The sequence below is a fragment of the Companilactobacillus hulinensis genome, from assembly GCF_003946555.1.
Taxonomy (GTDB): domain Bacteria; phylum Bacillota; class Bacilli; order Lactobacillales; family Lactobacillaceae; genus Companilactobacillus; species Companilactobacillus hulinensis.
This window is the reverse complement of the sequence record NZ_RHOO01000001.1, coordinates 109239-133974: the sequence shown is the minus strand read 5'-3', so window position 1 is coordinate 133974 and position 24736 is coordinate 109239. Positions and strand designations below refer to the sequence as shown.

Genomic DNA, 24736 nt, shown 5'->3' with positions numbered 1-24736 from the left:
AATTAAAGAGTGTATCTACTCTTCTCTCTAAGTATATAATTCTTCCGGTGATGTGACAACGGTTTCACTACCTAGATAATGAAAAAGTACAAATATTATTGAAACCTACTATTTCTAAGGCTTGTCTCGCGTGCGTCATGGTGCGGCCTGTAGTATATACGTCATCCAAAATTAAAACACTGCTATTCCTTGATATATCAAGGTTATTGGAATGACAATAAAAGGTTTGTGGCGTTTGAAGTCTTTCATAGCGGTTCTTTTGAGCTTGTGGTTTATCTGCATCAACTTTAGTTAGCATTGACGTTAAGTCAAACGCTTGTCGATACATTTCCCATACGGGATCGAAACCCCTTGCCTGTAAATGCCCATTGCTTGCCGGAATATACGTAATTAAATCGAATTTATTGGACCTGGACCACTGGTACAAGTCCTTCGAAAACAACTCTGCTAATAAGATGTCGCCATACCTTTTATAGTTTTTAAAATAACTATGTATGAACTGATTATACTCAAACAAAGATTTATGGCAATTGATAATATTATATTTTTTCTCCCACATCAAACAGTCATCACATATATTCTCATTGATCTGCTTATAACATCTTATACAGCCATTGTCTGGATCAAGCCAGTTTAACTGTTGCCTGCAAAACTGACAAATATTGTCCGGTATAAATTCTTTAAATCCAAATAGAACTTTCAAATCAAAATCATTTATAACTGAATTACCACAACTCAAACATTTCATTTTTTTGCCTGCCGATTCAAGTAGTTTATTTCTGCACATGCCTGCTTTATTTGACGATTGTAACTTTGATAATAGAAATGAACCTCGTCATCGTGCGATTCACTCGCACGACCAGCTCGACCAGCTATTTGAATCAATGATGTTTTTGAAAATTCTTTAGCATCAGCATCAATAACCATTACCGTGATTTTTTTAAAAGTAACTCCACGCTCCAGAATAGTTGTAGTCAAAATTGCTTGAACATTTTTATCACGAAACTTTTGGACTTTTTCCAGTCTTTGCTCATCTTTTGAACTAACATCGACAAAAGTTAACTCAGGAAAAATATTTTTTAAATTATTAGCAAAGCTCAACATAGCTGGAATTTTTGGAAAAAACAGCATGAATCTTTGACCAGTATCGATCATTTTCTGAATTCTATATTTCAATCTAGGATTTATTTTACAAAAATCACTACTTTTGAATAGCATGTGACACTTAGGTTCCGGTAAAGGATAAGTATGGAATCTTTGATATAATTTAGAAATAGTTACTTTTTGATTTTTAACATCTTCGAGTAATTCTCTTGGTGGCGTTGCTGACAAAAAGATCAAATTACCTGTAGATTTTTTTGCTTTATAAATAGCTTGTTCCAACATCTTGTTTCCTGCCAACGGATAAGAGTCAACTTCATCAATAACCAGAACATCAAATGCACCCTCGAATTTTATCAATTGATGCACTGTTGACAACATTATTTGAGTAAATGAATATCTTTCCTCACTTCTACCATGAAATAATCCAATACTAGTCTGTGGAAATGCTGCTTGTACTCTTGGAAATAACTCAATACAAACATCGACACGGGGCGAACATATCGCTATCCGCTTACCGTCAAGAATAACTCGTTCAATCATCGGATAAATCATCTCTGTCTTGCCGGCTCCTGTAACGGCCCACACTAGATGATCAGTTCCTGTATTGTAAGCCGTAATTAGCTCCTCAGACGCCTTTTTCTGCATCACGGTTAATTCACCTGACCAGTTCATAGGTGTGCTCTGCCGATTGAATAATGCTTCTGCCGGTGAAATTATCAGCTTGTTACCTCCACTGATCCTACCAAGGTTGATACAGTTGCGACAATAAGTTAATCTGGAATTATTAATAACTGGCATTAAACACCGCTGACAAATATTATTTTTGATTGCATCAACCTGTTTACTGCCAATTTCATTCAATAATCTAATTTGTGTCACATCTAATTCTGCCGTATTGAATATACGACCACCCAAATATTCATTTAAATTTTCCATAAACTAAATTACGAAAGGAAAAACACATTTGCAAAATTATAAAACTATAGCTGAAACGGGAAGCTTCGAAAAAGATATTAAAAAGTCACGTTTCATAGCTCACATTGCTCAGACTTTTTCTGAGGATGAGGCAAAACAATTTATTCAAAAAATTCGTGAACAAGAATCTAGTGCAACTCACAACTGTACAGCCTTTATCGTTCTGGAAAACGTTGAAATAGAAAGAATGTCCGATGATGGTGAGCCAAGTGGAACTGCTGGATCCCCCATTTTGAACGTTCTTCAACAAAATGATCTAAAGAACGTTACTGCTGTCGTTACACGATACTTCGGCGGTATCAAATTAGGCGCAGGTGGATTAATTCGTGCATATTCATCAACTACAGCTGATGCAATCAAAGAAATCGGCTTAGTAGAGAATCGCCTTCAACAGGGATATCAACTAACTGTTCCTTACCACCTTTATGATAAATTTGAGAACTACGCTAAGAACGAAAAAATAATTCTTGAAGATAAGGCTTTTTCAACAGATGTAACTTGCAATATTTTTCTAGATTTAGAAAATCATAAAGAAATAGTTCAAGATATTAAAAATCAATTTCAAAATCAAATTTCACTTGAAGAAACCGAACAAGTTTATAAACAAGTCGCAATTTAAAATTTCACATAAAAAGGAGAATGCCAATGGCATTCTCCTTATTTTATTATTCTTTCTTTTCTAATCTCTTAACCATCTTTTGTATTGCTCGCAACAATGGCTGCCTATTATCACCAAGAAGTCCTATCGACTCCACGAATAACTCTAAGCCAAGTAACACACCAATCGTTAATAACACACTGCCCCACAAACTTGATAGTGGATAAAGCAATGAAATGAACGCAAAGATCAATGATAAGCCATAAATAACTAATACTGTTTGTCGATGTGACAATCCAAGTTGCATCAATCTATGGTGCAAATGATGCTTATCAGCTTGCGTAATTGGCTTCTTATTAAGAAATCTTCTTAACATTGCATACACAGTATCTGTGATTGGCACTCCCATGATGATGACCGGAATTAACACAGAAATGAAAGTTACATTTTTCAATCCTTTAAGTGAGAATACAGCCATCATAAAGCCTATGAACAGTGCCCCAGTATCTCCTAAGAAGATACTAGCAGGGTGAAAATTATGCGGTAGAAACCCTAATAAGGCGGCTACCAGTGCAAAAATCCAAACAGACACATAAACATTAGTTATATTTAAGAAGAAATAACCAACAACTCCCATGGTGAACAGGGCAATTATTGAAACACCAGTTGCTAACCCATCCAATCCATCGATCAAGTTAACAGCGTTGGTAATTGCCAAAATCCAAATTATTGTAACTGGAAAACTCCACCAGCCAAGTTTGAAAGCTCCAAAAATAGGTAATACAACTTCATTCATTCTGATGCCAGCTAAGAAATAAATAACCAATGCAGCAGCGAAAATACCTGCCATTTTTGCTTTCGGAGACAATTCTCTAATATCATCAATGATTCCTGTCAGAATAATAATGCATTCAGCCAAAAAAACACTGAATAACTCATGACTAGGAAATTGATTCCTCAATAATACAAAAGTCGAAAATGTAAAAGCAATAAAAATGGCTAACCCACCCATTGTAGGCATTGGTTTCTTATTCACACGACGAGCATTTGGATTATCAACAGCACCCAAAATGTAAGCAAGTTTAATTACAAAGGGAGTTATTATGGCTGACAATATCATTGTCAAAAACAAATACACTATTACATTAAACATACACGGATTACCCCCGAAACTCACTTTCTCATAATATTTCAATTATACAATAATTGCTTGTAATACCAAAACTTAATTGTTAAAGGTTTTTCACGTCTCCAGTCAAAAAAGATGAATCTACTGTGGGACCGTCTTCAGCCAAAAAGCGGTCTGAAGACTTGCTTTTGAACTCTGCATGGACCGCAGATTTCAAAAGTTATCCTGTGCTGTAAGGCCGGTAACCTCACCGTCCAACAGCACTATCACAGTGGATTCATCCTTTTTGACTTCCGACTATTTTTTCTGCTATTTTTTAACCCAGTAAAACATTAGATAAACTTCAGAATTAGAAATTTAGCTACATTAGCTGGAGGTTATAAAATATTTCATACGTCGTGAAAATGCCGTTTGAACGAAGACCTTTCCGTTCATTACGGAATGGAACGAACTTGGAGATTTGCAGAGCAAAGCTTCAAGTCGAGGATTGAGACCGCTTTTTGGCTCAATCAGGTTCCCACGACATATGAAATATTTTATAACCGTAAGCGACAACAGAAAACAAAAAAAGACCGCACCTACTAATAGTAGTCACAGTCCCCCTATATTTTCTATATTGGTCAAATCGACTTAATTACTTAGCCAATTCAACTTTTCTGACCTCACGTACCACTGTGACCTTAATATGCCCAGGATACTCAAGATTCTCTTCGATTTCGTTTTTAATATCTCTAGAAAGAATTGCTGCTTGATCATCTGAAATTTGTTCTGGTTTAACCATAACACGAATCTCATGACCTGCTTGAATAGCATAACAATGATCAACACCCTCATGCTTATTAGCAATTTCTTCAAGTTTCTCAAGACGATGAATGTAATTTTCCATTGACTCTGATCTAGCACCTGGTCTAGCAGCTGAAATTGCATCAGCCGCAGCAACTATAGTGGCAATCAAAGAAGTTGGTTCTACATCCCCATGGTGCGAAGCAATTGTATTAATAACTACTTCTGGTTCTTTATATTTAGTTGCGATATCAACACCTATTTCTACGTGTGAACCGTCAACTTCACGATCAATAGCTTTACCTATGTCGTGTAATAACCCTGCTCGTTTTGCTAGCATAACATCTTCACCCAACTCAGCTGCCATTATGGCGGATAATTTAGCAACCTCAATTGAGTGACTCAAAACATTTTGACCATAACTTGTACGATATTGCATACGACCGATAATCTTAATCAGATCAGGATTAATTGAGCTGATTCCCAAACTATAAATAGTTTGTTCACCGACTTCACGAATGTGATCATCCATTTCTTTTCTAGCCTTATCAACCATTTCTTCAATTCTAGCTGGATGGATCCTACCATCCTCAATCAATTTCTCCAAAGCCATGCGAGCAATTTCTCTTCTAATTGGATCATATCCACTAAGAGCAACTGCCTCAGGAGTATCATCAATAATTAAATCAATCCCTGTAAGGGCCTCGATCGTACGGATATTTCTACCCTCACGGCCAATAATACGTCCCTTCATGTCTTCATTAGGTAATGAAACCGTTGTAACGGTAGATTCTGAAACAGTATCTGCCGCACTACGTTGAATAGCAGCAACAATAAGTGCTTTTGCTTCTTTATCAGCGTATTGTCTTGCTTGTTCAGTACTATCATTGATCATCGTAGCTCGTTCATGTGTCAACTCTTTGTTTAAATTACCTAGAATAATCTTTCTACCTTGTTCTTGAGTTAGATTACTTACTCTAGTTAATTCCGCCTTTTGTTCTTCAAGAGTTGCAGTCAATTGTTTATCCTTATCATCAAGTTTATGTTGTCTAGCTGTGATATTATTCTCGTTCTTCTCAATATTTTCCTCACGTTTTTCAAGCGATTGGTCTTTTCTATCAAGAATATCTTGACGTTCAAGGGCACGATTCTCTTGTTTCTGAACATCTTTACGACGTTCCTTCAAATCATTCTCTTGCTCTTCACGATACTTATGAATTTCGTCCTTTGCCTCAAGCAAAGTCTCTTTTTTAAGAGATTTTGCAGACTTCTTAGCATTGGCAATAATATCATCAGCTGTTTGTTTAGCTTGTGAAAGTTTTTTTTCGTAGGCATCCTTGCAGAATGCATATCCGAAGAAGATACCCACAATTAATGTTATTAGCGCGAAAGAGAAGGTTACGATAGCATGATACATGCCATCACCTCCAAATCGTTTCTTTAATTATTTGTTTGTAAAAGCAATTATTACAGAATTTTTACATACAACGTTTATATTATAGAATAAATATCACCTGTCAACCAAATAAAAAGCAAAAAAGAGACCCTATTTGGTCTCTTTTTCTTTTGCACTACCCAAATCTAGCTCTGTACTAGCTGTTTTGGGAGCCTTTTCACTCTTTGATTTACTATCAGATTTATCAGAATCTTTTTTATCATCTGAATCTTTATCATCATCTTTTGGTTTTCCATCCATACCGTAAGCATCACGAACTAATTTACGGATTTCAGCCATCTTCTCTGGATTAGCAGCTAAGAATGCCTTAGCGTTCTCACGACCTTGTCCGATTCGCTCGCCATTGTATGAATACCATGAACCAGCCTTATCAATGATATCTTTTTCAACCGCCATATCGACTAACTCTCCAGTTTGTGAAATACCACGACCATACATGATATCAACAAGAGCAACCTTAAATGGTGGAGCAACCTTGTTCTTAACGACCTTGATCTTAGTCTTGTTACCAATTACATCTGAACCATCTTTGATTTGTTCAGCACGACGTACTTCTAGACGTACAGTTGAATAGAACTTCAAAGCACGGCCACCTGGTGTTGTTTCAGGGTTACCAAACATAATACCGACTTTTTCACGGATCTGGTTAATAAACAATGCAATAGTCTTAGTTCTATTGATAGTACCTGATAATTTACGTAGAGCCTGCGACATCAAACGTGCTTGAAGACCAACGTGGGCATCACCCATATCACCTTCGATTTCGGCACGTGGTACCAAAGCAGCAACAGAATCGACAACAACAATATCAACCGCACCGCTGGATACCAAAGCATCAGCAATTTCCAAACCTTGCTCACCAGTATCTGGTTGAGAAAGAAGCAAATCATCAATGTTAACTCCTAATGCCGTAGCGTATGCAGGGTCCATAGCATTTTCAGCATCAATATAAGCGGCAGTACCGCCCTCTTTTTGAACTTCAGCAACGGCATGCAACGCTACAGTTGTTTTACCAGAACTTTCAGGTCCATAAATTTCAACAATTCTACCACGTGGAAATCCACCAACACCTAGGGCGTTGTCTAGTGCTAAAGAACCAGTTGAGACAGTTGAGATTTGAGTGTCTGTATCGTCACCCATACGCATGATTGCACCTTTACCAAAATCTTTTTCGATAGCCTTCAAAGCCTTGTCTAGTGCTTGTTTGCGTCCAGCCTCGTCTGCAATTCTTGTTTGTTCTTCTTTAGCCAAATTAGTTTCCTCCTAATGCATTCATCATTAGTATCTTATTAGTTCTTATTCAAAAAAGCAAGAAAAAAGCGAACAAATGTTTGTTCAAAAAAATAAATCATTGATGAATGAGTCTTTGTACGAGAACAAACGCAATAACGACCGACTTCAAACGGACTGCACGTCTTGAACCCTCAAAATGAAACTCTCTAACTACACACGAATCTCTTAATCTATCATAAACTCCAATAAAAACCGTCCCCACTGGACTACCTTCTAGTGGATCAGGTCCAGCAACTCCAGTCAAACCAACTCCAATATCAGCACCGTTAATTTTAGCAGTTGAATCTGACATTGCCTGCGCGACAGTGGGACTAACAACCGTATATTTATTAACGATATTTTCATCAATATGTAGCAAGTTGACCTTTGATTCATCAGAATAAGTTACAAAGCCTCCGCCTAGGATCTGAGAAGCACCCGGGACATTAGCGATAGCAGCTTGAAACAGACCCGCTGTTAAACTTTCAGCAGCAGAAATACTTAGATTACGTTCCTTAAGTTGATTCACAGTATCTACAGCAATAGATTTCAAGTCATCTGGAATACCAGATTCAAAATCTGCAGCTTCGATAATTTCACGATATTGAGCAAAAGTTTTTTCGTTTTTCATTGTTCTCACTTCTAAATTACGTTTTATTTTTTGAATATGTCTCTTGATTGAATAAAGTAGTCAGCACCTGAATAGATAGTAAAGAATAAACAGATATATAAGAAGATTTCACCAATTGGGAAGTTAATGGCTGAGAAGAAAATGTTATGCATTAATAAGAAGATGATGGCTAACATTTGAGTAGTCGTTTTGATCTTACCAGGCATTTGGGCAGCCATAACTTTACCACCCTCTTCAAGAACAATCATTCTTAATCCTGTAACGGCTAATTCACGACAAACAATAATTGCAACGACCCAAGCTGGAGCCATCTTTAACTCAACAAGGAAGATAAATGCTGTCATAACTAGCATCTTATCAGCTAATGTATCAGCAAATTTACCAAAATTTGTAACAAGATGATTGGCACGTGCAATTTTACCGTCAGCCAAATCAGTTAATGATGCAATAACAAACACAAGGGTTGCAAATACATGATTCATCGGAATCAGATCATTAGCAACATAAATATCGCCCAATCCAGTCCAATTGAATGCCAATAAAACAATAAATATTGGGATCAAGATAATTCGTAACATAGTTAATTTATTTGGTAAATTCCAAACCATTTTTTAATTTCCTCCGATTTTTTGCAAAATAAAATGAGGCCGGACTAAACCGCAACCTCATATATTTTATCAGGCTGGGACGTTAAGTTTAAGCCTCTTTATTATTTTTAATTACTTACTCTCAACATTAAATGTAAGAGTTTGAACAATTGAATCACCTGAACTTACACTACTCAAATCAACCGCTTTACCGCCAATACTTACCTTAGTATTATTGATATTACCTGTATGAATTGAGAATGTAGTAATGTCGCTAGTGATCTTAGTTGATTTCTTCTCACCAGCACTCAAAGCTTGTTGCCATGTAGTGTTCGAACCTTCTTCGAATTGAATCCAAGCTTGTCCGTTATCAGCTGAAACTTCAACATCAGTACCATCAGTAGGTAAGTTAGTAATTGTATATGTACCCTTGGTATCTGATTCTTTAACAGTAAGTTCAGTTGACTTCTTTACAGGTGTCTTCTTAGCTGCCTTCTTTGTAGACTTCTTTGAAGTATCGCTTGAACTCTTCTTAGTTGTCTTCTCGGTATTGTCCTTTGGAATCGTTACACTAGAAGAACTTGAACTTCTGTGCATCATTCCAAAAGCAATAACACCGATAATTACAACTACAATAATTCCAACAATAATCTGAGGAATATAGTTGCCTAAGTTTGAGAAAAACGAACTAGACTCTTCTTTAATTGATCTAGTATTCTTCTTTTCTTCATTTTGAACTGGTTCTTTAGGTTGAGAATCAGGGATTTCTGCCTTGTATTCTTCTAATAAATCATCACTTGAGATGCCAACAGCATCTGAATATTGTTTGATAAAAGCGCGCACATAAAAATCGCCGGGCAAATGATCAAATTGTCCTTCTTCAATCGCAATTAAATATCTCTTTTGGATCTTTGTGACTTGTTGCAAGTCATCAATTGTATATCCTTTTTTTATACGTGCATTTCTTAACTTTTGGCCAATTTCGTCCATTATTTACCACCGATTAACTAATTTTTCTAAGTATAACATATATTATTACTGAACTACCAACGACGTTATAACAACCAACCGCCAGCAAAATAAATCGTTTGTCCCGTTAAATAGTTGGACTTAATATTGACCAAATAACTGACTAAATCAGCTATCTCATCAGGGTTTGCCAACCTATCTGCAGGTATTTCTTCCTTAATGCTTTCCAAATCTTCAGATGAAAATTCAGCATTCATTTTGGTATTAACAGCACCGGGAGCCACCACATTAACTGAGATACCAAGTGAGGCAACTTCCTTTGCATACGCATCCGCAAATGACGTCATAGCGCCTTTAACGGTGCTATAAACAACTTCCATAGCAGAACCGATCTTTCCATAAATAGATCCAATGAAAACGACTCGACCATGATGTGTTAGTGCTAACTTATCCTGTAATTCTTTCAAGATCAGAATTGGCAATTTGATATGAATGTTCCAAAGAGCATCGATCTCTTCTTCTTGAATATCAACTAACAACTTGTAATAAGTATTACCTTGAGCAAATACGATTGCATCCAATCCGTATATTTGCTTTGTCAGCGTCTCCACTTTATCCGACTCCATGTCGAATTGAACTGGAATAAAATCCTGATGTGGATATTTTTCAGCTAGTTCACTTTGTAGACTAGCAATTCGTTGACGGTTCTTATTGTAATGAAGATACAGCGACCAGCCCTTTGCGGCTAATGTTTTCGCAGCACTCGTACCAATATCACCGGAACTTCCCATGACTAATGCGTACATAAAATACTTCCTATTTTGGCAAAATATTGTAGTAGGTACAATTATCATCTGTGATAAATTGCTCGGCTACTCGTAAAACGTCATCATAACTGATTGAATCAATCAGCTTAATTAATTGCAAGTAATCAACATCATAAAAGTACAATTCTGCCATTTGATTGGCAATTGCATCTGGAGAATTTTGAGCAAACAAATATGACCCAATTGCATCACGTTTGATTCGTTCAAATCGTTTCTCATCCAAAACGTCTTTTAGTTCATTAAATGACAAATGTTTGCGTAAGTATTCTTGAAATTTTTCAGGATAATTTGTTGACCCACTTACAATGATAAAACAATAGTTGTTTTCTGCAACAACATTATACGAAAAACTGTCATCAATTATGTTTAAATTGGTCATTTTTTCATAATTATCTGAGGCTTCACCAATTAGAATTTCCATAATCATATTGAGTTCAAATTGTAATTTTACCAACTCTGGCATTGATACATCAGCATCTATTCTAATTCCATACGCAGAACGACCCTGAGTTATTTCCATTGTTTCATGTCCACCAGCACCGATGGGTTCAAATATTTGCTTAGCTGGAGGTAAAATATCTGTCACACCATGAAAATCAGAATTTTCAACAATATTTTCAATTTTTTCAAAATCCACATCACCAACAATTACTAAGTCCATATTACTAGGACGATAATTCTGTCGATACGTTTCCAACAAATTATCTTTATTGATCTGTTGTAATGATTCACTAGACCCAGCAATATCTTGGGAAATTGGATCATTTGGATACAACTGACCCAAAATTCTTTGTTCAAGTACCCATTCAGGCATATCCAAATACATTTGAATTTCTTGATCAATAATACCCCTTTCAGAGGCAACATTTTCTTCAGTAAAATGTGGATTCTGAATTAAATCTAGTAAAACCTTCAGATTGTCATATGGATTCTCCAAAGTTTGAAATAAGTAAGCTGTCTTGGTGTAACTCGTATAGGCATTAGAATTGGCACCATATTCAGCAAACTTTTCAGATACATCATATCCTGGCTTGGCGAATAATTTGTGTTCAATAAAATGTGCTATTCCAGCGGGTAATTCTCCGTTGCGAGTATTAACAGAACCGAAGTCTGTCATAGCAAGACCGTATACCTGATTGTATCCTGGAAGTGGAACCACTTCGATTTCATAACCATTTTTAAGTTTCTTAGAATATTTTTCTAGTTTCTCGGCCATTCTGTTCTCCAATCATTAATCTCCAATTAGTCTATACTGTGCAATCTCACTCATATTCTGAGCAACAGCAACAATTTGCTTACGATCCATCTTATCTAACTCTACTTTGAACTGATCATCTGTTAACAGTGACTTGGAATAAACCGTCTCCCAAATACTGCGCATAATATAATGCTGGATTGAATCAGATGATATCTCACGGCGAGTATCAAGGACCTTTTGCGCATGAACTATTTGATCATCAGTAAACTTGTCATTCTTAATGAAGTCAATTTGCTTACTGATCAAATCAGTTGCCTGCTCAATAGTCTTAGCATCTAATCCCGCCTGAATCGTTACCAAATGACTAATTGGTTGATATGAACTAGAAACTGAATATGCCAAGCTATTCTTCTCACGTACTTGCAAGAACAACTGTGATTGGTCATCCCCACCAAGAATCAAATTCATTGCTTGCGGAGCCAATCGACTATATGAAGTATCTAATTTCTTAGTCAAATATGCCATTGCCAAACGACTTTGGTTTAAATGTTTGTGATCCTCTTTTGATGCTGGTGATTCCAATAACTTATCGAAATTTTCAAACTCGATCGACAGATTTTGACGATTGTTCTTTAGTACTTGAGCAAACATACTGTCCATAAACACCTTGGTAAATTCGTCTTCATCAACATCTCCAACAACGTTGACCACTACTGCATCGCTTTTTATTACATCTTGATAATGCTTATACAAATCAGTATTGTTCAATTGTTTAAGCTGTTCGATACTTCCAAAAATAGGAATCTGACGATCAGGATTATCTCGATACAACAAACTAGTTAACCCTAATATGCTGACCAAATCCTGATTATCGCCCACTGATGCCAGATTTGACATCAAGTTTCTCTTTTCAGTATCAAAAGCAGTGTCATCAAATTCTGAATCATTTTTGAGGTTTGGTTGCAAAACTATTTCTCCCAAAAGATTCAAGTTTTCCGCTAATTGATTAGGATCATGCAATAAGAACTTAGGATCAGCGAATTCAACACTGAATGCCAAATCATTGAAATTCAGCAAGTTACGTGTATATACGCTTATTTCTGATCCATATAATTCCATTTCACGATCATTTAACGCTTTAAAAGTAGGATAATGCTTTGTCGAATTGGACAATACATTAGCTAACAAGCGACGAGTTGTTGTTTCTTCCTTAGATAAAGGTCTTAAAAAATCAATTTGAATTTTGATTGTACGAAACTTTTTAATTGGCTTAATATTTAATGCCACATTATTTGCGATTGACTTTCTCAATTTTCCACCTGTTTTTTCTTAATTGAATCTAATTGTTCTTGTGTTAATAGTACCTTCCGAGGCTTACTACCTTCAGATGGCCCAACAATACCCTTCTCTTCCATTTCATCGACCATTCTAGCTGCTCGATTGTATCCGATCTGGAATCTTCTCTGCAACATAGATACACTTGCAGATTGCTGTTGAACTATCATTTGGACAGCATCATCCCAGTACTCATCATTAGGCTTGTCATCCTTAGAATTATTATCTTCAATGTCTGTTGGAATCATGTCTTCATCATATTCAGCTTGCTGCTGCTCACTGACGAACTTAACAACATTTTCAACTTCATTTTCGGAGATATAAGCACCTTGAAGTCTGACTGGTTTACTCTTGCCAATTGGCTGGAATAACATATCACCACGTCCAAGTAATTTTTCAGCACCAACAGAGTCAAGTATAGTTCTGGAGTCAACACCACTAGAAACAGCGAATGCCATTCTAGAAGGAATATTGGCTTTGATCAAACCAGTAATAACATCAACTGATGGACGCTGAGTAGCGATAATGATGTGCAACCCAGCCGCACGAGCCATCTGCGCCAAACGTACAATAGCCGCTTCAACTTCATGTCCAGCAACCATCATCAAGTCTGATAATTCATCAACGATAACAACAATAAATGGTAATCTTTCCATTTTCTTGTCATCATCAGCTGTTTCATTGAATTTATCGACATCTGCATTGTACTCACCAATGTTACGATGGTTGGTTTCTGCGAATAGTTTGTAACGACGTTCCATTTCTGTAACAGCCTTTTGTAATGCACCAGCTGCACGCCTTGCATCGGTAACAACTGGTATCAGCAAGTGAGGAATACCATTATAAACATTCAATTCAACCATCTTCGGATCGATCAAAATCAATTTTACTTCACTAGGTTTAGCTTTCATTAGGATACCAGTAATTATTGTATTTATGGCAACGGATTTACCACTACCAGTTGAACCGGCAATCAACAAGTGAGGCATCTTGGTAATGTTAACTTCAATAATGTTACCCGAAACATCCTTACCTAGTGGAACGATCAACGGATGCGTCTTATCCTTCTGATTTTCAGTAATATCTCTGAATGAGACTGTCGATATTGTTTTATTAGGTACTTCAATACCTACAAAGGATTTACCAGGAATTGGGGCTTCAATACGAATATCCTTTGCTGCTAATGCTAACGCCAGATCATCCGCCAAATTAACGATTTTACTTACCTTAACTCCGACCGCAGGTTGAACCTCATATTTGGTAATAGTGGGCCCTAGACTCGCTTTTTTAACTTCAACGTTAACTCCAAAACTCTTAAATGTTTGCTTGAGTTTATCCTTATTATCATCGATCAGTTGTACTTCACCACTTTGGTCGACATGTTTAGGCTGCTCTAACAAATCTGATGATGGAAGTTTGTAATCATCATCGTCCACACTTCTCGAACTAACAGGTGTTGGCAAGTCCTTCTTATCAGTATTATCAATACCATATGGTTTCGACATGATCTGTGCAGAACCTGTATTTTGAGATGGAGAAGCTGTTGGCTCCGGATCAGGTGACTGCGTCGGCATATCGATTTGAAAATCTGAATCATCATTTTTACTTGAATCCGAATCTTCGTTATTACTCTTGGCAAAGCTGTTAACATCTTTAAAACGTTCATTATCTCGATCGACGCGCTTAGATTCTGGCTTAATATCAGATGCCACCGTTTCAGCCTTCTTCGCCTTGCGTGTTTCACGTGAATCAACATAATTACTATAATGTCCAGATAAAATATTTTTTAGAGTAATTGCCCCATGTTTAATATGAACTAATATATTGGTCGTTACGATTGCAACTTGCTTCATTGTGACATTGAACAGCATCAAGATACCAACCAGTATCATCAAAAACGTTATAAAATAAGTTCCCCAAGTGGAAAACAATGGCATGAACAAACTATAAAGATACGAACCAATCATCCCTCCACCAACTGACTTGTAAACAGTGAAGTCCGCCATATCAGCGGATAATGTATTCCATGTCACCATATTGTAATTATGATATAGCTCTATTTTGGAGAACATCATTATATGCAATATGACCAGTGTTCCTAAATAAGTGAATAGAAATCCGAAGTTTCTTTTAGGCGTCATAACGGGGAACCTGCCCGTAGCTATTAAGAAGGCACCAGCAAAGATACTTACTATCAGCATTACCGGATAGCTATCACCAACAAAGATCCGATAGATATTGTCAAAAAAGTTCCCAATAATACCAAACTTAAATAAACCTAGCACTGATAGTACAATCAGCAATAGACCAAAAATGGATCTGAATAATCTGCTGTCACTATTATTTTTTGTAGTAGTTTTTCTAGTTCTTTTAGTAGGCGTAGACTTCGCCTTTCTCTTTGCCATATAAACCTCACATAATTCTTGTTAATCATAGGAAATTATACATTTAGAACTTAGGTAGTACAAACTTCTAAGTAATATTTAACAAATAAAAAAACAGCCTTACGGCTGTCCAATTACTTTTTATTCTTCTTATTTTGTAAATCTTTCATTGCTTCATTTGGTTCAACATTACTGTGAGCCGTAAAATTCAATGAAACACCACGATTGATAGCCACGGCAGTTACTTGATATGTCAATGTTTCAATATATTCAACAACTGGACGAGAAATCTTCTCAACTTGTTTAGGTTCAAGATCTTCAGGACTTCCCTGGAATCCAATTAATTGAACAACTTGTCCAATCAAGCCGGAAACTTTGAATGGAGCCTTCTCAGGATGAATCTCAAAAGGAATTACAACTTGAAAGATTTTACCTTCTGATTCATCCAATGGATCACCCTTTTCGTTCTTTAAATCTGGATGTTCAATTGAAATTTGCAAATCTGACTTAACATCAGCGGCGGGTGATTCAACGTCGTAGTGGAATGATTGAACTGTAACTTCACCTTTATTTGTTTTCATTATACTTATCCCCTTATATAACTTAATCTAATTTGTCGTGCTCATAATGATGTGATAACTCTAATCCAGCAAAATTCTGTTGACGAACTGCCTCATAAATTACTAAAGCACAACTGTTAGAAAGGTTCAATGCTCTAATGTTATCACTCATAGGAATTCTTAGACATTTCTCAGGATTATCTCTCATAAAGTCTTCTGGCAAACCAGTTGTTTCCTTACCGAACAAGAAGTAATGGTCTTTTGATGTGTCAGAAAAATCAGCATCACTATACACTTTGTCTGAAAACTTAGTTATTAAGTATAAATAATTCTCGTCAGGAACTGAATTAACGAAGTCTTCCAAACTATCATGATAAGTAATATCGACCTTGTCCCAGTAATCGAGTCCAGCACGTTTCATATGTGCATCATCAGTACTGAATCCGAGTGGTCGTATCAAGTGTAGTTTGGTATTTGTTCCGGCACAAGTACGGGCAATATTACCTGTATTGGCGGGCATAAGTGGTTGATACAAAGCTATATGATTAGTCATTTTAAATATTCCCTTCTTTTCGCTCTTTCAACAAAAAAACGCATACCCTCGGTGATCGCCACAGCAAGGACATGCGTTAGTTAAGCTTTTACATTTACTTGCTTTTGTCAAAAAGTTATTCTGAGAAAAACAAGTAACCGCAAAGTTTATAGATATTATACATGTTTATTTATATTCCTACAATATATATTTGAATTATTGATGAATTTTTTCAGAATCATTTGTAACTTCTTCTGAGTCATCGTCTACCGGGGATCCAAGCTCTTCCTCATCATACCAATGAGAATTGCGCTTAACCCATCTAAATACTCTTGTGCAAATGATTTTCAGAATAGCAAACACTGGAATACCAGCAATCATCCCAAACAATCCAAACATCCCTGCTGAAACTAATAATACCAGAATAGTTGTCACTGGGTGCATCTGCATTTTGTTACCAACAATAATTGGTGAGATTACACGAGTCTCAATCGTCTGTTCAACCGCAAACACAATAATTACTTTGATGAACATTGATGGCGAAATAAACGCACCAATTATTAAAGATGGTATCAATGCTAACGTCGAACCAACATATGGAATCAAATTTAAGATACCAGCACTAATTCCTAGAACCAGCGCATAGCGTTGACCAATAATTAGATATCCAACGAAGAACATGACGGCAACCCAAAACGCAACCGTCAATTGACCAGTTATATAAGAACTAAGTGACTGACTCATCTCTGTGAGCATCTCATCAGTCGACTTCTTAAGTCTTGTAGGCACAAATGAAACGACTGATTCTTTAAACTTGTTCTTATCCTTAAGCATGAAGAACAAAATGAACGGTGCTGTCAGAATAATAATAACAATATTGGTTACCGTACTTACAGCCGAACTAATACCACTAAATGTTTGTGGCAAAATCTTATTAACGGCTTGTTCAAAATTCTTGCTTATTTTAGCGTTTGAATTAACTAAGTTTTCACGGAAAACATGCAACTTAGGATCTTTGAACATATTTTGGAGACTCTTATTCAAGGCATCCCAATACTGTGGCCAATTCTGAACCAAAGAATCAATTTGGTTCTGGATGAAAGGAATCAGTGACATAATTCCCCACACTAGCAATGCAAAAATAATTATGAAAACAAATGTGATAGAGATAACTCGATTAACGTGGAATTTATCTTCCAAAACATTGATCAGTGGGTTAATTAAATAATATAGAACTAACGCCAAAATAACTGGAGGCATTGTAATTCCCAAAATCTGATTAATTGGATTGAAAACAAAGCTTATTTTTGAAAACAAATAGATTACTAGAAAAATTACAAAAATATTTAATAAAACAACCGTAACTTGGTTATTGAGAAACCACTTATAGAACCATGTCTTCTCCTTTTTAGATGTTTCTTTCATCTCATACGTACTCCTTACGTGTATCAATATTTGAACACTAATATTATAATGTACACTATACATTGTTTGGAGGAAATTGTAATGTTAGAAAAAGTTCTCTTTAGTGGTTATACGAAGAAAGACGGCAAAGGTGTTTACCAAGCTGAACTTGATTCAGATACTGGTAAACTATCTACACCAGAAACATTAGTTGAGCTAGACGGTCCAACCTATATCGATGTAACAAATGATATGAAGCTGATTGCCCTTGCTAAGAAAGATGGCAAAGGTGGAATTGTTTCATATGACATCAGCGGTGACAAAGCTGAATTACTTGATGAAGACTTCTCAGAAGAAACTTCACCATCATATGTAAAATTTGATGCAAGTCGTAGTTTGATTTTCAGTGCCTACTTCCACTTAAGCAAAGTTAAGATTGATCATTTAACTGCTGACGGTAAAATCGAACACTGTTCAGAAGTACATTTTGAAGGTTCAGGTCCTCGTCCAGAACAAGACCAATCTAAGCCTCACTATTCAGCACTTACACCAGATGGAAAATTGATCATCTGTGATTACGGTGCCGATCGTATCTATATCTATGACATCAATGATCCAAAGAATCCTAAACAAGTTAACGAATATATTGCTCCATCAGGTTATGCTCCTAGACATTTGGTATTCAATCCAACTAAGCCTTATGTATATGTTGCCTGTGAATTATCCTCAAAAGTTCTCGTTATGGAGTACAGCGAAGAAGATTCACGTCTAACACTAGTAGACGAAATGGATGCTGCCAAAGATGAACAAAAGAATACTACCGCTGCAATCCGTATTTCTAAAGACGGTAAATTTCTTTATGTATCAACTCGTGGAGCTGATACCATCGCTACATTCTCTGTCTCACCAGACGGTGATCGTCTAAAGAAAATCAACACAACTAAGACTATGGGTAACGGTCCTCGAGACTTTGAACTTGACCCTTCAGAAAAATATTTAGTTGTTGCCAACCAAGATTCTGATAATGTAAGCATTTTCTCACGTAGTTCAAATAAAGGTGCATTGAATCTTCTCGAAGAAAATATTTCCATTCCTGAGTGTGTATGTGTACACTTTATTTAGTTCCAAAATTATAGGAGAAAATAATAATGTTCATTGAAATTATAAAGACCATCATCCTTGGTATAATCGAAGGTTTCACTGAGTTCCTACCAATCAGTTCAACCGGACACTTATATCTAGCCGATGAGTTCGTCAAATTAAATGAGCCATCAGCATTTATCCACATGTTCATGGTTGTTATTCAATTCGGTGCGATCTTAGCGGTTATCTTGATTTACTTCCACAAACTGAATCCATTCTCACCCAAGAAAAACCATCACGAAAAGCGTTTAACTTGGAATATTTGGTTCAAAGTTTTGGTTGCTATCATTCCTTCAGTCGTAATTGGATTGCCATTAAACGACTGGATGGATAAGAATCTTACAAGCTGGCAAGTTATTGCGGCCACATTGTTAATTTATGGTGTTCTATTTATTATCGTTGAAAACTACTTTAAGGGTAAACGTCCACAAGTTACTGACCTAGATAACCTTTCATATGGAACAGCCTTAAAAATAGGACTATTCCAAGTATTGTCACTAGTTCCTGGTACTTCACGTTCTGGTGCAACGATCTTAGGTGGTATCTCAATCGGTACTTCAAGATTCGTCGCTACAGAATTCTCATTCTTCTTGGCTATTCCAACAATGTTTGGTGCTAGTCTGTTGAAGATCGGTAAGTACTTCGCCGGTGGAAATACATTTACAGCTGATCAATTCATCATCTTAATAGTTGGTACACTTGTATCATTCATCGTTGCCTATGCTTCAATCAAGTTCTTATTGAACTACATTAGAAGTAATGACTTCAAGGCATTCGGTTGGTATAGAATTATCTTAGCTACTCTTGTGATTGTATACTTCGGATTTATCAAAGGTATGATTGCATAATTAATCAATTAGAACGTCGTAAGGCGTTCTTTTTTTGTGCTCGATTGTGTACAATGTAAGTGCTTAAATAATCTGAAAGAAGTGATTCTTATCTTTAAAGAAATCTGTGTAGAAAACTTTACTAACATTCCCCAAGCCGTATTGGCTGGAGCTAATAGAATTGAATTAAATGATAACTTAGCAGTCGGAGGTACCACTCCAAGCACTGGAGTCTTGCAAGAAGCAACAAAATATTTACAAGAAAAACACATTCCATTGGTTGAAATGATTCGACCTCGCCGAGGAAACTTCGTTTATAACGATGTTGAAATCAAAATGATGGAAGCAGATCTATTCCAAGCACAAAAACTTGGCGTGGATGCTGTTTGCTTCGGTACATTAACAGAATCAGGTGAAATTGACGAAGAAGCAGCTGAACAATTGATTGCTGCAAGTGCAGGAATGCAAATCGTCTTCCACATGGCATTTGATGATATTCCCGATGATAAGAAATTTGCTGCTATCGATTGGCTAGTTGACCATGACGTTGATCGTATCCTTACTCATGGTGGCCCATTGAGCATTCCTATTGAAGAAACATTAGACAATTTGAAGAAGTATGTTGATTATGCTGACGGCAGAATCACTATTGTTCCTGGTGGCGGTGTTACTTATGAAAATTGTGATCATGTAGCTGAAGTCCTTGGTGTTAAAGAATTACATGGTACACGTTTGATTGATTTGGCTTAGTTGCCTTCTAAATTAATCTTGTAGAAACATTCGCAACAAATTAAAAATGAAAATACACTACCGCCAATCTAGACTAAGGTTATGGGATATTTCATCTGCCATAACCTTAGTCGGCTTAAAAGAACAAAACAAAAGACTGTGAAATCCGAAAACACGGACGTCACAGTCTTTTTCTATTTCCAAAAACGGCTTAAATCGGTTACCACCGATGAATATTCTAAAATCATTTTGACTGTATAACGTCGCTACGCTCGCAAGTAATTATATCCAAAACCATTATTGATAGAATTATTATCGCATTCATATAAATACATTATAACTAAACTTTCAAAATGCATTTATCACTTGATAATAAATCTGAACATCATAATAAAGACAAAAAGACTCCAGCAATTGCTGAAGTCTCTTCTTAACATTAATTATTCACATACTCGTAAATGATTGCATAAATAATCCGGCGATACTGAAGTAAATCAATACACTGGTCAAATCACTAAGTGTTGAGATAAACGGTCCACTCGCTACGGCAGGATCAAACCCAAAGCTTGACATAAGCATTGGTATTAAGCTTCCGGCAAGGTTAGCTACCGTTATAGCGGCACACATTGCCAAGCCAATGACCATACCAAGAATGAAGTTATGTTTCCATACCCCAACTAATAGCATTACTGAAACTCCAGTAACAACACCAGTAATGAATCCTGTTAATAATTCCTTACCAATCAACTTGAAGAATTCTGTTCGATCAATTTCTTCAACAGCTAGTCGTCTTACAGCAACGGCCAAACTCTGAGTACCAGCATTACCAGCGGTACCTGTAATGGTAGAAATGAAAACTGCTAGAATGCTCGCTTCTGCCAGCAAACTCTCGTAGTGGTTGATCAAAGTCGCAGTAATCATACTGAGCAGCAACAAAGTTATCAACCAAGGTAAACGTTTGGAAGCCGCCTTCAATGGATTATCCTGAACGGTCTCATCAACACTAACACCGGCAAGTCCTGAATAGTCTTGCAATGATTCATCATCAATAACTTCGATAACATCATCGACTGTGACAATACCAACCATTTGGTTAGCATGATCAACAACCGGAACAGCTAAGAACTCATAATCTCTGAAAACTTGAGCAACTTCAGCCTGTTCAGCATCAACATTCACGGTGATAACATCACTATTCATCTGCTCACCCAACTTGTCGTCGGGATTCAACAGAATTAAATCACGCAGAGACATTACGCCTACCAGGTCATCGTGACTATCTAATACATATAAGTAGTAGATAGTTTCAGCTGTCTCAGCAAACTTACGAAGATCTTTAATTGCATTTGCTGCAGTCTCTTGTTCATGGAATTGAACATAGTCGGTAGTCATAATACCACCGGCAGTCTCCGTGTCATAATGTAGCAACCCACGTAGATTGTTGGCATCCGAACGTGGCATCTGACCTAAGAAACGGTCAACGTCAGCTTTGTCCAAATGCTCCAGTACATCGGCCGCATTATCATCATACATATCGTTCAACATTTCTGCCGCAAATTCTAGATCCATTTCTTTCAAATATTCAGGAATCTCTGGCAGATCATCTTCGATAGTATCAAACATATCACCCATTTCGTCGGGCTCCAAAAGTGAATATAAACTTAATCTTTCTGGTTTATCTAAGGTGAGGTAGAAAGTACTCTGGTCGTAAAAATGCATATCTAGATAGGTTTTTCGGAACCTTTTCTTATCACCCTTATCTAAATAACTTTTTAATTGTGCAAACTTTTCTTGCAGCCTTTTTTCATTTTCATCCATTATTCTCACCCCTTTATCGCACCCCTTAACAATACCATATCTTGAGGAATTGGTGCCTTTAATTTTAACAACTTATTCGTTACAGGATGGATAATATTTAACTCATAACAATGTAACGCCTGTCGACTTATTCGTGTGTCCTTTTTGTGACTATACATCTCGTCGCCAATGATTGGATGCCCCATGGCTGAGAGATGTACACGGATTTGGTGCGTCCGACCGGTTAATAGTTTCAATTTTAGTAAACTTGCATCTTTATAACTCTCTACCGTTTCATACATTGTCTTAGAATTCTTTCCCGTTTGCCAATCAATTGCTCGCAAATAAAAGGCATCGGGATCAATCCCAATTGGTAAATCGATCATCCCTTCAGATGGTTCCATATGTCCATAAATAAGTGCCGAATAGAACTTCTGAAATCCCTCAGAATGTAGTATTTGATCTAATAATGAGTGCGTGTATGAATTCTTGGCAAAAACCATTAATCCTGAAGTATCACGATCCAGTCTAGTTACCAAGTGAATCGTGCTATTTTCATGTTTCTGTTCTAAATAATATTTAACAATATTCGCCATCGTCTTACTAGTTCTCGCCTTAGCAGGTAAACTAGCTAATCCGGGTGGCTTATTCACAACTAATAAATACTCATCCTCATAAATAACATCAACTTCACCCTTCATCGGCTCAATGATATCCGACGGTTCCTCTTCACTCAGAACTATCAATAAGGTATCGCCAGTTTTCATTCTGAAGTCGAAATGACGTTGTTTATGGTTTACAAAAATTTGACCGCCTTTGTTCTTCAAATTATGCAGTTGACTTGAAGAAAACTTCTTATGCACTAAAAACTTACGAATAATCTTCTTGTCTGTATCCTGTATCGTGAATTTTAAATAACGGTTATTCGTCATCTTGTCCTAAAAAGGCAGTCTCTACCCTAGTCCAGAAATGACGGTGGCGGTATTGAGCAAATTGCGCTCTTTGATAATTAAGCTTAATAGAAATCTTCTTAACATTTTTCAACTTAGTTGAGATTCCATCACACGTAATAACATAATCATCAGCACGATGTGGATAGAGATCAACTTGCTGATTATGTGGAATAATAATTGGTGAAGAAATTGTTCTATAAACACGGTTATTGATGGATGCAATTTCAACCATTTGGAAAACACTGATTTTAGGATGTATCAACGCTCCACCGATAGCCTTAGAGTAAGCTGTTGAACCAGTTGGTGTTGAGAAACAAAGTCCATCTCCACGGAAATTCTCAAAGAATTCTCCATCGAGATCAACTTTAGTTTTCATTGTCAAAGCAGACAAACGACGTACAACAGTCTCATTAATAGCGATTCCGTGAAAAGTCTCGCCTTCTTCACGTTCAACTTGAATATCTAATAGTGGATAACTGGTCGAAGGAATCTTCTCCTGACACTTGATAATACAGTCGACTAACTCGTCGATTTCTTGATCAGTCCAATCAGAATAGAAGCCTAAATGCCCTGTATGCAAAGCAAGAAACTTCACAGTGTCTAAATGTGCAGCATAAGCATGAAATGTGCTCAAAAGTGTTCCATCGCCACCAACACTAATGACCAATGAAGGACTACGACGGTTTTGTTCCATACCACTATCAAGTAATGCCTGTCTTAACTTGTCAGCAGCTGCTATTGATTGTTCTTTGTTGTTGTTATTTATCCAAAATTTCATTTGTCTTTATGCTCCGTCGAATTATTTACATCCCGCTTACGATCAGTAAAGTATTGCTGTGCATCCTGAATCTCTTCTCTAATTTTGGACATTTCCTCATCCAACATAAATGACGCTTCTGCAGCACGCTTCAGACGTTCATTGATTTCTTCTGGGAAGTCACCTTTGTACTTGTAATTAAGTGAGTGTTCAATTGTTGACCAAAAATTCATTGCTAAAGTTCTAATTTGAATCTCAGCTAAAATATTCTTCTGTCCCTTAGCCGTTTGAATTGGATATTCGATCACAACGTGATATGATCTATATCCACTAGACTTGCTGTTAGCGATATAGTCACGTTCCTCGATCACACGCATATCTTCTCGGATGTGCAATAATCTGGCAACATCATAGATATCTTCAACGAACTGACATTGAATCCTGATACCAGCAATATCTTGCATATCTTGTTCCAGAAGATCCTCAGATATGTATCGTCGTTGCATCTTTTCCTTAATACTATCAACTGTTTTAACACGACCGGTCACAAATTCAATTGGTGAGTGTTCGTTTTTTTCTAAAAATTCCTTACGAAGGTCTCTGAATTTTATCTTTAACTCGTCCACTGCCTGTGAATAAGGTATCAAAAATTCGTTCCATTTGATTTCTGTCATGATTACCCCACTTACTTCCTTATTAAATATATCTTAATTCCAGTAAAGTTTCACTAAAATGTACGAATTACAAGAATTTTAGCTTCCAGAGTTAATAATTTTACCTTTTATA

Annotated in this window: 23 protein-coding genes; 4 read left to right on the top strand and 19 right to left on the bottom strand. The window is 36.6% G+C overall.

Translation table 11 applies throughout. From position 1 onward, the window contains the following. Positions 1-67 precede the first annotated feature (67 nt). Together EKM66_RS00610 and EKM66_RS00605 are read right to left on the bottom strand one after the other, a co-directional pair. Positions 68-748, bottom strand: a complete 681-nt coding sequence (locus tag EKM66_RS00610; RefSeq protein ID WP_125760606.1) for a ComF family protein — start codon at positions 746-748, stop codon at positions 68-70. Next, positions 745-2040: a DEAD/DEAH box helicase gene (locus tag EKM66_RS00605; protein ID WP_125760604.1), complete on the bottom strand. Its 1296-nt coding sequence runs from the start codon at positions 2038-2040 to the stop codon at positions 745-747. Before EKM66_RS00605 ends, EKM66_RS00610 begins: the two co-directional genes overlap by 4 nt. Before the next feature lie 28 nt (positions 2041-2068). On the opposite strand from EKM66_RS00605, the gene EKM66_RS00600 reads away from it, so the two are divergent. After that, a complete protein-coding gene (locus EKM66_RS00600; RefSeq protein ID WP_125760602.1) occupies positions 2069-2698 on the top strand; it encodes a YigZ family protein in 630 nt (209 codons plus the stop codon). 46 nt (positions 2699-2744) lie between these two features. Here EKM66_RS00600 and EKM66_RS00595 read toward each other — a convergent pair whose 3' ends face one another. The 13 genes from EKM66_RS00595 to EKM66_RS00535 form a co-directional block, all read right to left on the bottom strand. Next, positions 2745-3830, bottom strand: a complete 1086-nt coding sequence (locus EKM66_RS00595) for a glycosyltransferase family 4 protein (protein WP_125760600.1) — start codon at positions 3828-3830, stop codon at positions 2745-2747. A gap of 610 nt (positions 3831-4440) precedes the next feature. Then, on the bottom strand, positions 4441-6006 hold the full coding sequence (gene rny, locus EKM66_RS00590) for a ribonuclease Y (RefSeq protein ID WP_125760598.1): 1566 nt from the start codon (positions 6004-6006) through the stop codon (positions 4441-4443). Positions 6007-6135: 129 nt separating this feature from the next. Further along, complete coding sequence (recA, locus tag EKM66_RS00585; protein ID WP_125760840.1) at positions 6136-7272, bottom strand: recombinase RecA; 1137 nt, start codon at positions 7270-7272, stop codon at positions 6136-6138. 121 nt (positions 7273-7393) lie between these two features. Then, on the bottom strand, positions 7394-7948 hold the full coding sequence (locus tag EKM66_RS00580; RefSeq protein ID WP_125760596.1) for a CinA family protein: 555 nt from the start codon (positions 7946-7948) through the stop codon (positions 7394-7396). A 23-nt stretch (positions 7949-7971) separates the two neighbouring features. After that, complete coding sequence (gene pgsA / locus EKM66_RS00575) at positions 7972-8556, bottom strand: CDP-diacylglycerol--glycerol-3-phosphate 3-phosphatidyltransferase (protein ID WP_125760594.1); 585 nt, start codon at positions 8554-8556, stop codon at positions 7972-7974. A gap of 111 nt (positions 8557-8667) precedes the next feature. After that, entirely contained in the window at positions 8668-9525 is an 858-nt protein-coding gene (locus tag EKM66_RS00570) for a helix-turn-helix domain-containing protein (protein ID WP_125760592.1), read from the bottom strand. A gap of 65 nt (positions 9526-9590) precedes the next feature. Further along, positions 9591-10310: an elongation factor P 5-aminopentanone reductase gene (gene ymfI / locus EKM66_RS00565; protein WP_125760590.1), complete on the bottom strand. Its 720-nt coding sequence runs from the start codon at positions 10308-10310 to the stop codon at positions 9591-9593. Positions 10311-10320: 10 nt separating this feature from the next. After that, positions 10321-11547: an EF-P 5-aminopentanol modification-associated protein YfmH gene (gene yfmH, locus EKM66_RS00560; RefSeq protein WP_125760588.1), complete on the bottom strand. Its 1227-nt coding sequence runs from the start codon at positions 11545-11547 to the stop codon at positions 10321-10323. 15 nt (positions 11548-11562) lie between these two features. Next, entirely contained in the window at positions 11563-12840 is a 1278-nt protein-coding gene (gene yfmF, locus EKM66_RS00555; protein ID WP_125760586.1) for an EF-P 5-aminopentanol modification-associated protein YfmF, read from the bottom strand. Continuing rightward, on the bottom strand, positions 12837-15269 hold the full coding sequence (locus tag EKM66_RS00550) for a DNA translocase FtsK (RefSeq protein ID WP_125760584.1): 2433 nt from the start codon (positions 15267-15269) through the stop codon (positions 12837-12839). The genes yfmF and EKM66_RS00550 overlap by 4 nt, the downstream gene beginning before the upstream one ends. Positions 15270-15382: 113 nt before the next feature. After that, complete coding sequence (locus tag EKM66_RS00545) at positions 15383-15829, bottom strand: DUF1149 family protein (RefSeq protein ID WP_125760582.1); 447 nt, start codon at positions 15827-15829, stop codon at positions 15383-15385. 22 nt (positions 15830-15851) lie between these two features. Further along, positions 15852-16361, bottom strand: coding sequence for a tRNA (uridine(34)/cytosine(34)/5-carboxymethylaminomethyluridine(34)-2'-O)-methyltransferase TrmL (gene trmL, locus EKM66_RS00540; protein WP_125760580.1), 510 nt, complete (start codon positions 16359-16361; stop codon positions 15852-15854). A gap of 195 nt (positions 16362-16556) precedes the next feature. Beyond that, positions 16557-17765 carry an AI-2E family transporter gene (locus EKM66_RS00535; RefSeq protein ID WP_125760578.1) on the bottom strand — a complete coding sequence of 403 codons (1209 nt, stop codon included), beginning with the start codon at positions 17763-17765 and terminating at the stop codon, positions 16557-16559. An 81-nt stretch (positions 17766-17846) separates the two neighbouring features. Here EKM66_RS00535 and EKM66_RS00530 point away from each other — a divergent pair, with 81 nt between their 5' ends. The 3 genes from EKM66_RS00530 (at position 17847) to EKM66_RS00520 (ending at position 20464) form a co-directional block, all read left to right on the top strand. Then, entirely contained in the window at positions 17847-18866 is a 1020-nt protein-coding gene (locus tag EKM66_RS00530; RefSeq protein ID WP_125760576.1) for a lactonase family protein, read from the top strand. A gap of 26 nt (positions 18867-18892) precedes the next feature. Continuing rightward, positions 18893-19735 carry an undecaprenyl-diphosphate phosphatase gene (locus EKM66_RS00525; protein WP_125760574.1) on the top strand — a complete coding sequence of 281 codons (843 nt, stop codon included), beginning with the start codon at positions 18893-18895 and terminating at the stop codon, positions 19733-19735. A 90-nt stretch (positions 19736-19825) separates the two neighbouring features. After that, positions 19826-20464, top strand: a complete 639-nt coding sequence (locus EKM66_RS00520) for a copper homeostasis protein CutC (RefSeq protein WP_125760838.1) — start codon at positions 19826-19828, stop codon at positions 20462-20464. A 423-nt stretch (positions 20465-20887) separates the two neighbouring features. Here the strand turns inward: EKM66_RS00520 and mgtE are convergent, their stop codons facing one another. Genes mgtE through EKM66_RS00500 form a run of 4 tightly spaced genes read right to left on the bottom strand, consistent with a single transcriptional unit; the run spans position 20888 to position 24624 of the window. Then, positions 20888-22261 (bottom strand): magnesium transporter, encoded by a 1374-nt coding sequence (mgtE, locus tag EKM66_RS00515; RefSeq protein ID WP_125760572.1) that lies wholly within the window; start codon positions 22259-22261, stop codon positions 20888-20890. Positions 22262-22266: 5 nt separating this feature from the next. Next, entirely contained in the window at positions 22267-23172 is a 906-nt protein-coding gene (locus EKM66_RS00510) for an RluA family pseudouridine synthase (RefSeq protein WP_125760570.1), read from the bottom strand. Then, complete coding sequence (locus EKM66_RS00505) at positions 23162-23971, bottom strand: NAD kinase (protein WP_125760568.1); 810 nt, start codon at positions 23969-23971, stop codon at positions 23162-23164. The genes EKM66_RS00510 and EKM66_RS00505 overlap by 11 nt, the downstream gene beginning before the upstream one ends. Then, a complete protein-coding gene (locus EKM66_RS00500) occupies positions 23968-24624 on the bottom strand; it encodes a GTP pyrophosphokinase (protein WP_125760566.1) in 657 nt (218 codons plus the stop codon). Before EKM66_RS00500 ends, EKM66_RS00505 begins: the two co-directional genes overlap by 4 nt. Between the last annotated feature and the right edge of the window lie 112 nt (positions 24625-24736).

What these genes read in the sequence shown, in the direction of transcription:
- EKM66_RS00525 (WP_125760574.1), top strand. Translation starts at nt 18,893, where the DNA reads ATGTTCATTGAAATTATAAAGACCATCATCCTTGGTATAATCGAAGGT.
- EKM66_RS00545 (WP_125760582.1), bottom strand. Translation starts at nt 15,829, where the DNA reads ATGAAAACAAATAAAGGTGAAGTTACAGTTCAATCATTCCACTACGAC.
- EKM66_RS00550 (WP_125760584.1), bottom strand. Translation starts at nt 15,269, where the DNA reads ATGGCAAAGAGAAAGGCGAAGTCTACGCCTACTAAAAGAACTAGAAAA.
- EKM66_RS00535 (WP_125760578.1), bottom strand. Translation starts at nt 17,765, where the DNA reads ATGAAAGAAACATCTAAAAAGGAGAAGACATGGTTCTATAAGTGGTTT.
- ymfI (WP_125760590.1), bottom strand. Translation starts at nt 10,310, where the DNA reads ATGTACGCATTAGTCATGGGAAGTTCCGGTGATATTGGTACGAGTGCT.
- EKM66_RS00580 (WP_125760596.1), bottom strand. Translation starts at nt 7,948, where the DNA reads ATGAAAAACGAAAAAACTTTTGCTCAATATCGTGAAATTATCGAAGCT.
- rny (WP_125760598.1), bottom strand. Translation starts at nt 6,006, where the DNA reads ATGTATCATGCTATCGTAACCTTCTCTTTCGCGCTAATAACATTAATT.
- EKM66_RS00605 (WP_125760604.1), bottom strand. Translation starts at nt 2,040, where the DNA reads ATGGAAAATTTAAATGAATATTTGGGTGGTCGTATATTCAATACGGCA.
- yfmH (WP_125760588.1), bottom strand. Translation starts at nt 11,547, where the DNA reads ATGGCCGAGAAACTAGAAAAATATTCTAAGAAACTTAAAAATGGTTAT.
- EKM66_RS00570 (WP_125760592.1), bottom strand. Translation starts at nt 9,525, where the DNA reads ATGGACGAAATTGGCCAAAAGTTAAGAAATGCACGTATAAAAAAAGGA.
- EKM66_RS00595 (WP_125760600.1), bottom strand. Translation starts at nt 3,830, where the DNA reads ATGTTTAATGTAATAGTGTATTTGTTTTTGACAATGATATTGTCAGCC.
- EKM66_RS00500 (WP_125760566.1), bottom strand. Translation starts at nt 24,624, where the DNA reads ATGACAGAAATCAAATGGAACGAATTTTTGATACCTTATTCACAGGCA.
- EKM66_RS00505 (WP_125760568.1), bottom strand. Translation starts at nt 23,971, where the DNA reads ATGAAATTTTGGATAAATAACAACAACAAAGAACAATCAATAGCAGCT.
- pgsA (WP_125760594.1), bottom strand. Translation starts at nt 8,556, where the DNA reads ATGGTTTGGAATTTACCAAATAAATTAACTATGTTACGAATTATCTTG.
- EKM66_RS00510 (WP_125760570.1), bottom strand. Translation starts at nt 23,172, where the DNA reads ATGACGAATAACCGTTATTTAAAATTCACGATACAGGATACAGACAAG.
- EKM66_RS00610 (WP_125760606.1), bottom strand. Translation starts at nt 748, where the DNA reads ATGAAATGTTTGAGTTGTGGTAATTCAGTTATAAATGATTTTGATTTG.
- mgtE (WP_125760572.1), bottom strand. Translation starts at nt 22,261, where the DNA reads ATGGATGAAAATGAAAAAAGGCTGCAAGAAAAGTTTGCACAATTAAAA.
- trmL (WP_125760580.1), bottom strand. Translation starts at nt 16,361, where the DNA reads ATGACTAATCATATAGCTTTGTATCAACCACTTATGCCCGCCAATACA.
- EKM66_RS00530 (WP_125760576.1), top strand. Translation starts at nt 17,847, where the DNA reads ATGTTAGAAAAAGTTCTCTTTAGTGGTTATACGAAGAAAGACGGCAAA.